This window comes from Providencia sp. PROV200 (assembly GCF_049901995.1).
GTDB lineage: Bacteria > Pseudomonadota > Gammaproteobacteria > Enterobacterales > Enterobacteriaceae > Providencia > Providencia rettgeri_E.
On sequence record NZ_CP096307.1, the window covers coordinates 379,053 to 393,962 of the forward strand.

Annotated in this window: 16 protein-coding genes; 14 read left to right on the forward strand and 2 right to left on the reverse strand. The window is 40.4% G+C overall.

Annotated elements, in window-relative coordinates; all coding sequences use genetic code 11:
• Window positions 1-100 precede the first annotated feature (100 nt).
• The 3 genes from M1E86_RS01695 to M1E86_RS01705 are packed head-to-tail and all read left to right on the forward strand — an operon-like array spanning window position 101 to window position 4,825.
• Entirely contained in the window at window positions 101-1,345 is a 1,245-nt protein-coding gene (locus tag M1E86_RS01695; protein WP_213914622.1) for a TolC family protein, read from the forward strand.
• 14 nt (window positions 1,346-1,359) lie between these two features.
• Window positions 1,360-3,597, forward strand: coding sequence for a type I secretion system permease/ATPase (locus M1E86_RS01700; RefSeq protein ID WP_213914628.1), 2,238 nt, complete (start codon window positions 1,360-1,362; stop codon window positions 3,595-3,597).
• Window positions 3,584-4,825, forward strand: a complete 1,242-nt coding sequence (locus M1E86_RS01705; protein ID WP_213914623.1) for an HlyD family efflux transporter periplasmic adaptor subunit — start codon at window positions 3,584-3,586, stop codon at window positions 4,823-4,825. The genes M1E86_RS01700 and M1E86_RS01705 overlap by 14 nt, the downstream gene beginning before the upstream one ends.
• Window positions 4,826-4,975: 150 nt before the next feature.
• Here the strand turns inward: M1E86_RS01705 and M1E86_RS01710 are convergent, their stop codons facing one another.
• On the reverse strand, window positions 4,976-6,901 hold the full coding sequence (locus M1E86_RS01710) for an ABC transporter ATP-binding protein (RefSeq protein WP_213914624.1): 1,926 nt from the start codon (window positions 6,899-6,901) through the stop codon (window positions 4,976-4,978).
• Window positions 6,902-7,123: 222 nt separating this feature from the next.
• On the opposite strand from M1E86_RS01710, the gene kefG reads away from it, so the two are divergent.
• The 4 genes from kefG (at window position 7,124) to slyD (ending at window position 10,392) form a co-directional block, all read left to right on the forward strand.
• Entirely contained in the window at window positions 7,124-7,678 is a 555-nt protein-coding gene (gene kefG, locus M1E86_RS01715; RefSeq protein ID WP_125895223.1) for a glutathione-regulated potassium-efflux system ancillary protein KefG, read from the forward strand.
• Complete coding sequence (kefB, locus tag M1E86_RS01720) at window positions 7,678-9,486, forward strand: glutathione-regulated potassium-efflux system protein KefB (protein WP_213914625.1); 1,809 nt, start codon at window positions 7,678-7,680, stop codon at window positions 9,484-9,486. The genes kefG and kefB overlap by 1 nt, the downstream gene beginning before the upstream one ends.
• A gap of 9 nt (window positions 9,487-9,495) precedes the next feature.
• Window positions 9,496-9,699, forward strand: a complete 204-nt coding sequence (locus M1E86_RS01725; protein WP_125895220.1) for a YheV family putative zinc ribbon protein — start codon at window positions 9,496-9,498, stop codon at window positions 9,697-9,699.
• A gap of 87 nt (window positions 9,700-9,786) precedes the next feature.
• Complete coding sequence (slyD, locus tag M1E86_RS01730; RefSeq protein WP_004262508.1) at window positions 9,787-10,392, forward strand: peptidylprolyl isomerase; 606 nt, start codon at window positions 9,787-9,789, stop codon at window positions 10,390-10,392.
• 59 nt (window positions 10,393-10,451) lie between these two features.
• Here the strand turns inward: slyD and M1E86_RS01735 are convergent, their stop codons facing one another.
• Window positions 10,452-10,673, reverse strand: coding sequence for a SlyX family protein (locus M1E86_RS01735; RefSeq protein WP_004262507.1), 222 nt, complete (start codon window positions 10,671-10,673; stop codon window positions 10,452-10,454).
• 246 nt (window positions 10,674-10,919) lie between these two features.
• Between M1E86_RS01735 and fkpA the strand changes: the two genes are divergently transcribed.
• The 7 genes from fkpA (at window position 10,920) to rpsG (ending at window position 14,874) form a co-directional block, all read left to right on the forward strand.
• Entirely contained in the window at window positions 10,920-11,663 is a 744-nt protein-coding gene (gene fkpA, locus M1E86_RS01740; protein ID WP_102138909.1) for an FKBP-type peptidyl-prolyl cis-trans isomerase, read from the forward strand.
• Window positions 11,664-11,960: 297 nt separating this feature from the next.
• Window positions 11,961-12,665, forward strand: coding sequence for a helix-turn-helix transcriptional regulator (locus tag M1E86_RS01745; RefSeq protein WP_213914626.1), 705 nt, complete (start codon window positions 11,961-11,963; stop codon window positions 12,663-12,665).
• Window positions 12,662-13,066: a sulfurtransferase complex subunit TusD gene (gene tusD / locus M1E86_RS01750; protein ID WP_213914627.1), complete on the forward strand. Its 405-nt coding sequence runs from the start codon at window positions 12,662-12,664 to the stop codon at window positions 13,064-13,066. The genes M1E86_RS01745 and tusD overlap by 4 nt, the downstream gene beginning before the upstream one ends.
• 54 nt (window positions 13,067-13,120) lie before the next feature.
• Window positions 13,121-13,450, forward strand: coding sequence for a sulfurtransferase complex subunit TusC (gene tusC / locus M1E86_RS01755; protein ID WP_241098780.1), 330 nt, complete (start codon window positions 13,121-13,123; stop codon window positions 13,448-13,450).
• 57 nt (window positions 13,451-13,507) lie between these two features.
• Window positions 13,508-13,795: a sulfurtransferase complex subunit TusB gene (tusB, locus tag M1E86_RS01760; protein ID WP_125895214.1), complete on the forward strand. Its 288-nt coding sequence runs from the start codon at window positions 13,508-13,510 to the stop codon at window positions 13,793-13,795.
• 136 nt (window positions 13,796-13,931) lie between these two features.
• Window positions 13,932-14,306 (forward strand): 30S ribosomal protein S12, encoded by a 375-nt coding sequence (gene rpsL, locus M1E86_RS01765; RefSeq protein ID WP_004265905.1) that lies wholly within the window; start codon window positions 13,932-13,934, stop codon window positions 14,304-14,306.
• A 97-nt stretch (window positions 14,307-14,403) separates the two neighbouring features.
• Window positions 14,404-14,874, forward strand: a complete 471-nt coding sequence (gene rpsG / locus M1E86_RS01770) for a 30S ribosomal protein S7 (RefSeq protein WP_004262486.1) — start codon at window positions 14,404-14,406, stop codon at window positions 14,872-14,874.
• Window positions 14,875-14,910: the final 36 nt, after the last annotated feature.

The following is a 14,910-nucleotide window of genomic DNA, read 5'->3' on the forward strand; positions in this document are numbered from 1 at the left end:
GCTGATTAATCCTGCCTTTTTATTTTATTATATATAGTATTTTTAATGTTAATAGATTGAAATGTATTTACATCCTTCTTTATAGACATATGTTTAAAATATGAAATTAAGAGCTTTTAATATTCTGGCTATATTCTTATTGGGTGTGTTCTCTGTGAATACAGTGGCTGATGTTATTGAATTAAGAACTTTACTTAAAGATTCTTTATATAATACGCCTGAAGTTCAAGAAGCTTATGCGAATTACCAAGCCGCACAAAGTAATGTGAAAATGGCAAATTCAGGGCACTATCCAGTGGTAAGTGTGATGGGGACTCAGCCGGTTGCTCAACATCATAAATATGAAAGTAACTCTATGGAGTCTGGGTTTCATCCAGGAGTGAAAACAACGATGAATGTTTATGCTTGGGGAGGAATAGAAGCTGGTGTTGATAGAGAGGAATTCAAACAAGAATACTATGAGAACCAATATGTTCTTTCTCAGGAAGATATAAGTGTTCGAATTAGTCAGCTTTATTTACTTATTTTAAGAAATAAAGAAACACTTGTTGTTATTAATGAAAACTTGGCTCGTCATCAACATATATTAGAGAAGTTAAATGCGATAATTCAGTATGACCCTGGCCGTTCAAGTGAATTAACGCAAGTTAAAGCACGTACTTTAAAAGTTGAGATGAACCGAGCTGAAGTTGAACGAAATTTAAATTTAGCATTGAGTCAGCTATCGATATTAACGCAAAGAAAATTATTAGCAGAACAATTCATTGATCCGTTTCGAAATACTGACAGCACTGAAGTTTTACGGAATTTTCAAGAGAGTAATTTGGAAAATAACCCAAGTTATAAAGCACAGGTTGCCGATGCGAAAAGCCTTGAGGCAGATGTGAAAGTTGCAAGTGCAATGAGAAAACCTGCACTAAACTTAGAAATAAATGCAACGCCTGATAATAAAGAGGTTTTTTTGCGTGTTTCTTGGAATATCTTTGACCAAGCTAGTTATTATAGTGAAGCACAAAAAGAGTATGCCTTATTGGCATCTAATGAACGAATTAAAATAACATTTCGTGAAATTGAAGAAATGAGCCAATCCGCAGCTATCAATATGATAAAAAGTGAAGAACAAGAAGTTATAGCTAAAAATTATATTTTGGAGCAAAAAAAAGTTGTCAGTAACTATGAAAAACAATTTACGATTAACCGTCGTTCATTGATCGATTTATTAGATGCTTATAACGAATTAGCAAATATACAGACAAGTGCAGTCACTTTGAAAAATGATTATAGAGACGCGACACTTAGTTATCTTAGTGTGCAGGCAAAAATGTCTGCATGGATGAATCAATAAGTGCTAAAAATAACATGAATATTATTAATAATATATCTCTGGTTACTGCGCGGTTAGGGTATGCTATCCTGCCAGAGGTATTGCTATCTCAAACAAAAAGAAAAGATGATAAATCAATAGATTATTCCTCTCTTGTTAGCGTGTTAAATTCACATCAATTCGATAACCAGTTGATTAAAATTGATTTGAAAGCTATCCCGACCATTGCGGTTCCTTTTATTGTATTACTTGAAAATAATGAATCTATTGTTGTTAATAAAATAGAAGAAAACAATGATGAACGTTATTTTGAAATCTTAACGAAAGAAGGGATTTGTCAGTTAATTAGCTTTGAAATGCTATCAAAAAATTATTCGGGATATAGTTGGTTTATAAAACGAAATATAAAATCTGAAAGCCGTTCTGAAATTGAAAAATACGAAAAAAATCATTTTTGGAAAATAATTTGGCAATTTAAAAAGTATTATTATCAAGTTATCGTAGCTTCATTTGTAATTAATGTTTTGGCGTTAATTAGTTCCCTATATGTCATGAATGTCTATGATAGAGTGATCCCAAATCAAGCGTATGAAACATTATGGGTATTATCGATAGGTGTACTGCTAGCAATATGCTTTGAATTTTTAGCAAAAATGTTGCGGAGTTACCTCCTTGATATCGCTGGAAAAAAAGCTGATATCATAATAAGCGCTATGTTATTTCACCGAGTAATGGGGATTAGCTTAGATAAAAAACCTTCTTCATCTGGCTCTTATGCAAATAATTTACGTGATTTTGAATCCATCCGTGAATTTATGACGAGTGCTAGCTTGATAGCGCTTGTCGATCTCCCTTTCATTCTGTTGTTTATTGGAGTGATCAGTATGATTGGAGGTTATCTCGCATTAGTTCCATTGACTATTATTCCTATCGTTATTATCGCTGGTATTTTAATTCAAAAACCTTTAGCTGAAGGCATTAATGCATCGATGAAAGAAACCTCTCAGCGACAGGGTTTAGCTGTTGAAGCTATCGAAGGTATTGAAACGTTAAAGTTGAATAATGCGGTTAATTGGGCTCAACAGCGGTGGGAAATATTAACAGAGAAAACGGCGTTTGCTTCCGTTAAAGTACGTAATTTGACCAACTTTATGTTGAATTTCAGTGCGGGAATGCAACAAATCAATACTGTTGCATTGGTTTTTGTTGGAACCTATTTGATCCATGCTAATGATGTAGATTCACGCATTACCATGGGTGGCTTGATTGCCAGTGTAATACTGTCTGGACGTGCATTAGCACCTTTAGGACAAATTGCGGGTTTAGCAACACGTTTTCAATCTGCTCGGACAGCGTTAAATGGTGTTAAAAATATTTTTGAACGACCAATTGAGCGCGAAGATCATAAAAAATATATTTCACCAACCTCCATTAGAGGTGCGTTAACGTTATCTAATGTTAGCTATCGTTATAGCAAAGATAGTCAACCAGCCTTGGATAATATTAATTTAAACATTATGGCTGGAGAAAAAGTGGCCATTTTAGGCAAGATCGGTGGTGGAAAAAGTACCCTTTTAAAACTATTAACTGGGCTATATGAGCAGCAAGAAGGCAATATACTTTTAGATGATATAGATATTCGTCAAATAGACCCAATTTACTTAAGAAGTAAATTGGCGATGTTAACACAGAAACCACGGTTATTTTTTGGAACGCTGCGTGACAATCTTGACCTTGCCCGTCTTGACGGTTATTCCTCTGATGACGACTTAATTCATGCGTTGCAGCGTTTTCATTTAGATAAAATTATTCGCCAACATCCGGCTGGTTTAGACATGCCCTTAGGTGAAGATGGCTTAGGCCTTTCTGGAGGCCAAAAGCAAATTGTCTCTTTAGTACAACTGACATTACATAATCCACAAGTCGTTTTATTAGATGAGCCGACCACAGGAATTGATGTTGAAACGGAAAAAGACGTATTGGCGGCTATTGGTGAATGGACTAAAAATAAAACACTTATTGTTGTGACACATAAATTACCTATTTTGAGTTTAGTCGACCGTATTATTGTTGTTGATAATGGCCGAATTGTATTAGATGGCCCTAAAGATTCGGTGCTTAAAACACTAGAAAAGAAGGATGATATAGAAAAAGCTGTAAGCACAGATACACCGAGAGTTCAGCATCCTGCCGCGCCACAAGTTCGTATTGTTTCACAAGTCAGACGCACTATTAAACAACATGAAGGGAAGGCTGAACATGAACAAGCATAACCAATATTCCGAGAAGAGAAAAAACAGTTATCAATCTCATGATTTTTCACATGATTTACAATCAGTGATGAAGAAAGAGCGTCATACCTTATTGTTTCTTCCTATCCTATTCTTAGCACTGTTATTAACTGTTTTTATTGTTTGGTCTTATTTCAGTGATTTAGAAGAGATAATTCGAGGGCAGGGTACGATTATTCCGAGTAGTCGTGAACAAGTCATTCAAAGCATCGATCCCGGTAATATTGAAGAAATGTTTGTTAAAGAAGGTGATATCGTTGAAAAAGGGCAAATACTTCTCAAGTTAGATGATGCAAGAAGTATGGCTATTTTACGAGAAAGCCAAGCGAAGGTACAAAATTTAGAAGCAATATATATTCGGTTATATAGTGAATCACGTAATGAAGAACCTGACTTTTCGACAGTTAACGACCAAAAGTTAGTGGAACGTGAAATAAATGCATTTAATGCAAAAAAAAGGCAAAGAGACGAGGCTATTGCGGGTTTAACACAAAGTAAAAACTTATTAGATAGAGAAATTGCAATTACTCGACCTTTAGCCAAAGAAGGCTTGGTATCTCATGTGGAAGTGTTGCGCATGGAAAGACAGTCTGTCGAGCTAGCAACACAAATTAATGAGCGTGAAAATAATTATATCGCAGAGGCGAATGAGGAGTTAATTCGTGTTGGCTCTGAACTTGCTCAAGCCAAAGAAAATATGCGTATGCGCGAAGACCATGTTATACGTTCAGAAATCCATGCTCCTGTACGTGGAATTGTGAAAAATATTAAGATTACGACAGTAGGTGGCGTTGTTAATACTGGGCAAGATATCCTAGAAATTATACCACTAGATGATAAATTAATGGTTGAGGCTTACATTCGGCCACAAGATGTCGCTTTTTTAAGACCAGAGATGCCTGCAGTAGTCAAAATAACTGCCTATGACTATGCTATTTATGGCGGGTTAAAAGGGACTGTAAAATTGATCAGTCCTGACACTTTAAGTAATAATAATCAGCGTAATGAATTAAAATTAAATCAAGAAGAAACGTTTTACCGTATTATTGTTGAAACAGAAACGAATTACTTACTCGATAAAAATAACAATAAAATGGATATCATTCCTGGAATGATTGCTTCCGTTGATATTAAAACGGGTGAGAAAAGTGTTTTTGATTATCTGATTAAGCCGATTACACGAATGAAACAGGCATTAACCGAAAGGTAATTTTGATATTCCGCAAAATTACTTTTATAACAGAGTAATAGTATTTCAGTTTGTTGTACTATCTATAACTTAGCGAAACATGCGGTAAGAAAAGATGAGAGCACCGTTAAGCTCTCATCTGACTCAAACTTAAATATCAAAGGTAATGCTTCATGACTCACTGGTCATAGCTTCTAACTGCTCTTGCAATTCCATCCACTCCATTTCGACCTCTTCAAGAGCTGCTTTGTGTTCAGTTTGTTTTTTCAAACATTCCGTCAATTCGGCTTTTTTATCTTGTTCGTAAATGGCAGCATCAGAAAGTTTGGCTTCTAGGTCACTTAGGGCATTGGAATGCTTATCCATCTGCTTTTCCAATTCCGTAATTTTTTTACGGATAGGCTGGGTTAACTGACGAAATTCAGCTTCACGACGTTTTTGATCTTTTCTATCTTGTGCTGTAACCGTTGCAGCGGCCGCCGGCTTATCTTTCTCTTGTTGATCACGCACTTGCTGTAATTCGAGCTTATTTTGCTCAGCTAGCCATTGTTGGTAATCTTCTAAATCACCATCAAACTGCTCTACAGAACCGCCGTGGACTAAATACAGTTCATCGGTGGTGGTACGCAATAAATGCCTATCATGGGAAACGACAACTAAAGCCCCTTCGAAGGCCATTAAGGCTTCGGTAAGTGCTTGGCGCATATCTAAGTCCAAGTGGTTAGTTGGCTCATCAAGTAGCAGTAAATTTGGGCGCTGCCAGACGATTAAAGCGAGTACTAAACGGGCCTTTTCACCGCCAGAGAAACGGCCGCTTGGGTCAGTCACTTGGTCGCCTTTGAAGCCAAAACCACCTAAATAGTCACGTAACTGCTGCTCAGTTTGCTCTGGTGCAAGGCGGGCAAGATGCTGCAAAGGTGACTCTTCAGGGTGTAAATATTCTAATTGGTGCTGGGCGAAATAACCGAGTTTAATCCCTTTTGCGAGGGCGATTTCTCCCTGTAATGGTGGTAAATCACCTGCTAACATTTTGATTAAAGTTGATTTACCCGCGCCATTGCGCCCCAGTAGGCCGATGCGTGAACCTGGTACCAAGTTTAGTTTAATGGATTGTAAAATGACTTTTTCACCGTAGCCAGCGCTGATTTTTTCCATTTTCAATAATGGATTCGGTAAGCTTTCTGGTTTACGGAATGAAAAATGGAATGGGTTATCCACATGAGCGGGTGCGACCATTTCCATTCTTTCAAGCATCTTAATACGGCTTTGTGCTTGCTTGGCTTTCGTCGCTTGCACTCTAAAACGGTCAATATAACTTTGTAAATGCGCTGCTTTGGCTTGTTGGCTCTCATACAACGCTTGTTGCTGAGCGAGTTTTGTCGCACGTTGGCGCTCAAAAGAAGAATAGTTACCCGTGTATTCAAACATCGTTTCTTGTTCGATATGCAGGACTTTATCAATAATCGGGTCGAGGAAATCCCTATCATGGGAAATCAAAATCAGGGTGCCTTGGTAGCTTTTTAACCATTTTTCTAACCAAATCACTGCATCTAAATCAAGGTGGTTGGTTGGCTCATCGAGTAACAACAGGTCAGAACGGCAAAGCAGTGCCTGCGCGAGGTTCAAACGCATCCGCCATCCACCGGAAAATGATTTTACTGGGGAATCTAGTTGTGACTGACTAAAACCTAAACCATGTAGCAAACTGGATGCGCGAGAACGGATGGTCCATGCATCAATGGCATCAAGCTGCCCATGAACCACAGCGATGGCATGACCATCATTTTTTTCATTAGCTTGTTGAAGTTTTTGTTCTAAAGCTCGGAACTCGCGGTCGCCATCAATCACATATTCAAGAGCGGGCACATCAAGCGCTGGGGTTTCTTGGTTCACCCATGCCATGGACCAATTACTTGGAAAGGTTGCAGAACCTGCTTCAGCTTGCAATTCGCCTTTTAATAACGCAAGAAGGGTCGATTTACCGCAGCCGTTTTTACCCACTAAACCAACTTTTTGGCCGGGGTTAATAGTCGCAGTGGCATTGTCCAACAGAACACGGACACCTCGACGAATTTGGAGTGAAGAGAAAACAATCATAGCAACCGTCTATTCAAAATATGTTAAATTATCAACGTATATACTCTAAATCTTTCACGGTGCGGTTAGGCGACAAGCAAATGAGTTGCTAGGAGCCTACTTAAGTCGGTGACTAGCGCGAATGCGCGTAGTCAACAACACCGCAACGTGAAGTATGACGAGTATAGCAGGCTGCATGGTAACGGAAAATGTTCCGTCTGACACGCCTTTGAGGAGGGAAAGATGTCAAATACACCAAAAGTGCTGGTGGTCTACGCTCACCCGGACCCCGACGAGTCTATAGCCAATAAGGCGTTACTTGATGCGGTGCGTGGTCTTGAACATGTGACCCTGCATGATTTATACGCAATTTATCCGGATTATTTTATTGATGTTACCGCGGAACAAAAATTATTGTGCCAGCACGACATCATTGTTTTTCAACATCCCCTTTATACTTATAGTTGCCCTGCATTGTTGAAAGAGTGGTTTGACCGTGTGTTAACTCGCCGTTTTGCTACCGATGTGGGGTACCAAAAATTAAAAGGCAAATACTGGCGCTCGGTGATCACCACCGGAGAGCCCGTTCATGCTTACCAACATGATGGATATAACCATTACCCACTCACAGAAATACTTCGCCCATTTGAATTGACTGCATTAATGTGTGATATGCAGTGGTTAGAACCAATCATTATTTATGCAGCTCGTCGGCAACCGAAAGAACGCTTTGAACAGCTTATCGATGATTACCGTCAATGGATGCAACAACCGCTAGGCGCGGGAGGACTATCCTAATGTCAGAACTGGGGCTATTTGAGTCCGTTATTATTTTCCTCTGTGCAGGGGTAATAATGGTGCCTATCGCACAGAAAATCCGCTTAGGTGCTGTGCTCGGTTATTTGCTTGCCGGGATCATAATTGGGCCATTTGTTTTCGGCTTTATTCATAATGTTGATGATATTTTACACTTCTCCGAGATGGGGGTCGTGTTCCTGATGTTTCTCATTGGGTTAGAGCTCAAACCTTCTAAATTATGGGAACTTAGGCGCTCGATTTTCGGTGTTGGTACGCTTCAAGTGGTTGTGACCGCTGCTATCATGGCGTCACTGTTATTTTTAGCCAAATTCTCTTGGCAAGCCGCCATTGTCGGTGGATTAGGAATGGCGATGTCATCAACGGCAATGGCGCTTCAGTTGATGAACGAAAAAGGGATGTCCAATAAAGAAAGTGGGCAACTTGGTTTCTCTGTTTTGTTATTTCAAGATATGGCCGTTATCCCGATTATGGCGCTGATCCCATTGCTCGCCGGGGACACCGCAACCAGTGATTGGCAAAAAATTGGCTTGAAGGTAGTGGCATTCGCCGGCTTATGGGTCGTTGGCCGCTATTTATTACGGCCGATGTTCAGGCTTGCCGCGAAATCTGGCGTTCATGAAATTTTTACGGCTGCGGCATTGCTGGTGGTATTAGGTTCTGCGCTCATTATGGAAAGCCTTGGGTTTTCTATGGCACTGGGCACCTTTATGGCGGGAGTCATGTTAGCGGAAACTGAGTTTCGCCATGAACTAGAAATTAATATCGAGCCATTTAAAGGGTTATTATTGGGGTTATTTTTTATCTCAGTAGGTATGTCATTAAACTTAGATGTGTTATGGGCTTATTTACCACAAGTATTGATTGCTGTTGCAGTATTAGTCGGAGTCAAAGCGTTGGTGCTTTACGGCTTGAGTTTAGCGGCTCGGCTTCGAAATGGTGCAAGAGCGCAATTTTCCGGGGTACTTAGCCAAGGCGGTGAATTTGCTTTTGTGATCTATGGAACTGCCTTTGGGGCAAGTGTGATTAATGAATGGCAAATGGACTTACTGCTGGTGGTTGTCACACTTTCCATGATGACTACGCCACTTGTGATGCAACTGATAGATGCTTATTTGAACTACCGTTATAATCAACAACCCGCCTCGAGTGAAAAACCGTTTGTGGAAGACAATGACCCGCATGTTATTTTGGTCGGTTTTGGCCGCATGGGGCAAGTGGTTGGCCGTTTATTGATGGCTAACAAGGTTAAAATCACCGTGCTAGAACAAGATGTTACGGCAATTGGTACCATGCGCCGCTATGGCTATACTGTATATTATGGTGATGCGCGTGAGCTGCAATTATTGCGCTCAGCAGGAGCAGATAAAGCAAAATCTATTGTGATCACCAGTGATGTACCGGAAGAAGTGATGGAAATTGTGCAAATTTGCCAAGAAAATTTCCCTAACTTGCATATCATTGCACGTGCTAAAGGTCGTCTTGAGGCCCATGAGCTATTACAAAGTGGAGTGACTGATTTTAGCCGTGAAACATTCTCAAGCGCACTTGAATTAGGAAGCAAAGCGCTTGTTAGCACGGGGATGCATCCTCATAAAGCTTATCGCGCGAAGCAGCATTTCCGCCGTTTAGACATGAAAATGCTTAGAGATATTTACCCAGAGAATGAAAATAGTGACAGCGGGCAAATTTCACGCATTAAAGAGGCACGCCGTGAACTTAATGAGCTTTTTGAGAAAGAAATGCAAAGAGAACATCGACAGCCTCATAGCTGGAACAATGAACAATAAGGGTTAGAAATGGTTTCAACACGTAAACGCTTTATTGCTGGGGCGACGTGCCCTAAGTGCAAGTCACAAGACACATTAATGATGTGGCGTGAAGATAAAATCGATGTTGTCGAGTGTGTCAATTGCGGTGACCAACAACGCCAAGCAGGGGATGAAGCAACGGAGCATGTTAGACAAAAAGAGCAAGTTATTGGAATTTTTACACCTGAATAATAGAAATTTGTCAATTCTCAATACATCACTATAGTTTTTCGGTACAATTGGCAAAAAATTTTTCCCTTACGGGTAGTAGGAGATGTCATGAAAGTAGCAAAAGACTTGGTGGTCAGCTTGGCTTATCAAGTAAGAACAGAAGACGGTGTTTTAGTTGATGAGTCGCCAGCAAGCGCGCCAATGGACTATTTGCATGGTCGTGGGTCTTTAATTTCAGGTTTAGAAAAAGCATTAGAAGGTCGTTCTGTCGGCGAAAACTTCGATGTTGAAGTTGCTTCAGATGATGCATATGGTCAATACGATGACAACTTAGTTCAACGTGTTCCTAAAGATGTATTTATGGGCGTTGATGAGTTAGAAGTGGGTATGCGTTTCTTAGCTGACACTGACATGGGCCCAGTTCCTGTTGAAATCACAGGTATCGAAGGTGATGAAGTTATCGTTGACGGTAACCACATGTTAGCAGGTCAAAACCTGAAGTTTAATGTTGAAATCATGGCTATCCGTGAAGCAACAGAAGAAGAAATCGCACATGGCCACGTTCATGGCGCTGGCGGTCACGACCATGACCACGACCACGAAGGTGGTTGCTGTGGCGGTGGCGGTCATAGCCACGGTTCAGAAGGCGGTTGCTGTGGTGGCGGTGAAGGTCACGGGCATGGTCACAAACAAGGCGGTTGCGGCTGCCACTAATGCGCTGTATTAGTGTTTATAAAAAAAGGAAGCAAAAGCTTCCTTTTTTACGTTTAAAATCAATAGTGTGGTGGTGGTGTTTCTTCTTCAGGTCTTGCCAAGTGAGAATCTTGGGATGATTTCAGTCTTTCAGCCACAATGCGCAAATGTTCTTGCAGGCGGCTCATTTGCATTTGCTGGTCAGTAATAACCTGATTAAGTTGTTCAATAGCCAGTTCTTGAAAGGCAACTTTACTTTCTAAAAGTTCTAAACGTTGTTCAAATGTATCAGATGAGTCCATATTCGACTCTCCTTAAGCGTTTATATCGTAATTAAACCATCATAATAACTGAACATTACAAATCAATAGATAAGTTTTAGTTAAAGATATAGGCGAAGAAACGACTTTTTGTTAATGTGGTCTCAGTAGTTATTATATTTTTTTAATACTCAATGGGGTAACGGGGTCTAAACTTAAAGAGCCCTACCCATAAAACGAATAGTTCGCTATTCGAATATAATCGAAGAAAAGTTATCGGAGACTAGGATGAAATCACTGTTTAAGGCAAGCCTTTTAGCAACTACGCTAGCATTTACTTTTGCTGCTCCGCAAGTGATGGCAGCGGAAGCCAAAGCACAAAGCAGCGCATTCAAAAACGCAGAAGAGCGTAATGCGTATGCATTGGGCGCATCTTTAGGTCGCTACATGCAGAATTCTTTAGAAGAACAGAAAACAATCGGTATTAATTTGGATAAAGCTCAATTACTGGCTGGTGTCCAAGATGCATTTAACGGCAAAAGCAAAATGACCGATGCAGAAGTTGAGGAAACATTGCGTCAATTTGAAGGCCAAGTCAAAGAAGCCGCTGACAAAAAAATGAAAGACGAATCAGCAGCGAATGAGAAAAAAGGTGCTGAGTATCGCGAAAAATACGCTAAAGAAAAAGGCGTAGTTAAAACCAAATCTGGCTTACTGTACAAAATTGAAAAAGACGGTACAGGGGCGAAACCTAAAGCAGATGAAACTGTCGTAGTTCACTATAAAGGTTCACTGATTGACGGTACTGAATTCGACAGCTCATATTCACGTAACGAGCCACTGACAATTCCATTAAATTCAGTTATTAAAGGCTGGACTGAAGGTCTAGTTAACCTGAAAAAAGGTGGGAAAATGCAGTTAGTGATCCCTGCTGAATTAGCTTATGGTGAAAATGGCGTGCCGGGTATCCCTGCAAATTCAACATTAGTCTTTGATGTTGAATTATTAGATATCAAACCTGCCGCGAAATAAGCACTCACAAAGTATTAGCTAAGTCTATTTTTGAGCCCAATGCATTCATGCCTTGGGCTTTTTCGTCTTTCTCATCAAAAAAAATCTCAAATTGTTTAAAACTTGTGATAAAACAGACTGTCTTGCATTCATTCGCTTGACGGCAACGTCTTGGAGTTTTAACTTCAGAAGACTCTATTTTATTTTTTATCATCACAATTGTTGGCTACAAACAAAGTAATGAAGGCCAAATAGTCGAATAATGAACGCCTTTTTAGTCAACAGGATGAGTTTTTACATTAGAAGGATGATGTTGAAATGTCTGATTCTATACAATCACACGATCTCAGCGATATTAACATATTGGATAACCAACCATTTTCTGAGACAGACCATGAAATTTTAAAATCATATGAAGCCGCGGTGGATGGTCTGGCAATGCTAATTGGTGGGCATTGTGAAATTGTTCTTCACTCTTTAGAAGATCTAAACTGCTCTGCAGTCAGAATCGCAAATGGCCAGCACACTGGGCGTAAAATCGGCTCACCGATAACAGACCTTGCGTTGAGAATGTTGCATGATATGGCAGACGAAGAATCGAATGTTTCGAAAGCTTATTTTACGAAAGCAAAAAACGGCGACTTAATGAAATCCGTGACTATTGCCATTCGTAACCGCAAACAACGTGTGATTGGCTTACTATGCATTAATATGAACCTAGATGTGCCATTCTCTGAAATTATTCAATCGTTTGTTCCAGAAACCAAACAAGAAGTTACTTCCGATGTGAACTTCGCCTCTTCAGTTGATGATCTTGTCGCGCAAACACTCGAATATACGATTGAAGAAGTAGGCGGTGACCGTAATGTTTCTAATAATGCGAAAAATAAGCAAGTGGTTCTTAACTTATACGAAAAAGGCATTTTCGATATTAAAGATGCCATTAACCAAGTTGCAGATCGCCTGAATATTTCTAAACACACCGTGTACTTATACATTCGTCAATTTAAGAGTGGTGAATGAGTAATATCAATTCGTTAACTTATTGCTTAGTTGTGACTGGCCCCGCTTACGGTACACAACAAGCAGCAAGTGCGTATCAATTTGCAAAAGCCCTTCTTGAAGAAGGGCATATATTGAAAACACTCTTTTTTTATCGAGAGGGGGTTTTCAATGCGAACCAGCTCACATCACCGGCAACAGATGAATTTAATTTAGTTGCAGCTTGGCAGGAACTTGCAAAACAATCTGGGTGTGAAATGCATATCTGTGTTTCCGCTGCGTTACGTCGAGGAGTGGTTGACCAAGAACAAGCGCAGAGTTTATCTCTTCCAACGGCTAACCTTGCTGAGGGCTTTATCATGAGTGGGTTAGGGAGCCTTGCGGAAGCGATGATAACCACAGACCGAACGATTCAATTCTAAGAACAGCTCAATACAAGGTATCGTGTGAAAAAAATAGCTTTTGTCTTTACAACCATGCCCCATGGAAATGCCAGTGGCCGAGAAGGGCTAGATGCATTATTAGCAACTTCAGCGCTGACAGAAGACATTCAGGTGTTTTTTCTCTCTGATGGAGTCTATCAGCTTCTAGCAAACCAACACCCTGCGGAAGTGCTTGCCCGAGATTACATCGTAACATTTAAAATATTGCCGCTATATGACATTGAAAAAATTTATCTCTGCGGTGCTTCGTTACAAGAAAGAGGGTTGGGAGAGAATGGTGAATGGGTTGTGACACCAACAATTCTCAACAAGAAAGAGATCAGAGCTAAAATAGCGGAATGTGATGTGGTGCTTAATTTTTAATCTACTGTGCGAATTTTGAGCTTGGGTTAGGTTTTGATCTATAGTAGGATCTTTTCTATGCTGTATACATTAGCAACATCTCCATTTAAATGTGATTTTTCTGCGGTGCTCGGTTTTATTACGGCTGAAGACGTAGTTTTACTGATGCAGGACGGCGTGGTTGCGGCAGTCGCACAGTCGCCTTTTCTTGCGACATTACAAAAAACAGGCGCGCAATTGTATGCTTTGGATGTCGACATCAACGCTCGCGGGTTGCAAAATATCCTCTCAACCACCGTTTCTGTGATCACATATCAAGGTTTTGTGAAGCTAACAGAAGTCCAAAAACAACATTTTGCTATATAAAGGCATTAAAAGTTGTATATTTCTTGACACCTGAGCCAGTCAGCAATAAAATTTCGCGTCCTCGTGTATCGTCATGTTGGCGAACGGGGTCAAAATCCGTGTTTACGAAGCAATAAAACCAGGAGCTTTTTTAATAATGGCAACTATTAATCAGCTGGTACGCAAATCCCGTAGCTCGAAAGTTGTGAAAAGCAACGTTCCAGCACTGGAAGCTTGCCCGCAAAAACGTGGCGTATGTACTCGTGTATATACTACCACTCCTAAGAAACCAAACTCAGCATTACGTAAAGTATGCCGTGTTCGTTTAACTAACGGTTTCGAAGTTTCTTCCTACATCGGTGGTGAAGGCCACAACTTGCAGGAGCACTCCGTTATCCTTATCCGTGGTGGTCGTGTTAAAGACTTACCAGGTGTGCGTTATCACACCGTTCGCGGTGCACTGGACTGTTCTGGTGTTAAAGACCGTAAGCAAGCTCGTTCTAAATACGGCGCGAAGAAACCTAAGGCTTAATGGATTTCCGTTAAGTAAGGCCAAACATTTTAATCTTAATGTCAAAATACTCTCGTAGAGTTTTGGACAAACCTGAATTAACAACGGAGTCATATCCATGCCACGTCGTCGCGTAATAGGTCAACGTAAAATTCTTCCAGATCCTAAGTTCGGATCAGAATTACTGGCCAAATTTGTAAATATCCTGATGGTAGACGGGAAAAAATCTACTGCTGAAGCAATCGTATATAACGCACTTGAGACCCTTGCTCAGCGTTCTGGTAAAACTGAACTTGATGCATTCGAATTAGCACTGGATAACGTGCGTCCGACTGTGGAAGTTAAATCCCGCCGTGTTGGTGGTTCAACTTACCAAGTTCCAGTTGAAGTTCGCCCGGTTCGTCGTAATGCCCTGGCAATGCGTTGGATCGTTGATGCTGCTCGTAAACGCGGTGATAAATCTATGGCACTTCGCCTGGCAAATGAATTATCAGACGCTGCTGAGAACAAAGGTTCCGCTGTTAAGAAACGTGAAGACGTTCACCGTATGGCAGAAGCTAACAAGGCGTTCGCACACTACCGTTGGTAATTATTTCTTACCTACATTAGTGATGTATCTCAGGGT

Coding starts and splice junctions, on each gene's coding strand:
- M1E86_RS01695 (WP_213914622.1), top strand. CDS start 101: ATGAAATTAAGAGCTTTTAATATTCTGGCTATATTCTTATTGGGTGTG.
- M1E86_RS01700 (WP_213914628.1), top strand. CDS start 1,360: ATGAATATTATTAATAATATATCTCTGGTTACTGCGCGGTTAGGGTAT.
- M1E86_RS01705 (WP_213914623.1), top strand. CDS start 3,584: ATGAACAAGCATAACCAATATTCCGAGAAGAGAAAAAACAGTTATCAA.
- M1E86_RS01710 (WP_213914624.1), bottom strand. CDS start 6,901: ATGATTGTTTTCTCTTCACTCCAAATTCGTCGAGGTGTCCGTGTTCTG.
- kefG (WP_125895223.1), top strand. CDS start 7,124: ATGTCAAATACACCAAAAGTGCTGGTGGTCTACGCTCACCCGGACCCC.
- kefB (WP_213914625.1), top strand. CDS start 7,678: ATGTCAGAACTGGGGCTATTTGAGTCCGTTATTATTTTCCTCTGTGCA.
- M1E86_RS01725 (WP_125895220.1), top strand. CDS start 9,496: ATGGTTTCAACACGTAAACGCTTTATTGCTGGGGCGACGTGCCCTAAG.
- slyD (WP_004262508.1), top strand. CDS start 9,787: ATGAAAGTAGCAAAAGACTTGGTGGTCAGCTTGGCTTATCAAGTAAGA.
- M1E86_RS01735 (WP_004262507.1), bottom strand. CDS start 10,673: ATGGACTCATCTGATACATTTGAACAACGTTTAGAACTTTTAGAAAGT.
- fkpA (WP_102138909.1), top strand. CDS start 10,920: ATGAAATCACTGTTTAAGGCAAGCCTTTTAGCAACTACGCTAGCATTT.
- M1E86_RS01745 (WP_213914626.1), top strand. CDS start 11,961: ATGTCTGATTCTATACAATCACACGATCTCAGCGATATTAACATATTG.
- tusD (WP_213914627.1), top strand. CDS start 12,662: ATGAGTAATATCAATTCGTTAACTTATTGCTTAGTTGTGACTGGCCCC.
- tusC (WP_241098780.1), top strand. CDS start 13,121: ATGCCCCATGGAAATGCCAGTGGCCGAGAAGGGCTAGATGCATTATTA.
- tusB (WP_125895214.1), top strand. CDS start 13,508: ATGCTGTATACATTAGCAACATCTCCATTTAAATGTGATTTTTCTGCG.
- rpsL (WP_004265905.1), top strand. CDS start 13,932: ATGGCAACTATTAATCAGCTGGTACGCAAATCCCGTAGCTCGAAAGTT.
- rpsG (WP_004262486.1), top strand. CDS start 14,404: ATGCCACGTCGTCGCGTAATAGGTCAACGTAAAATTCTTCCAGATCCT.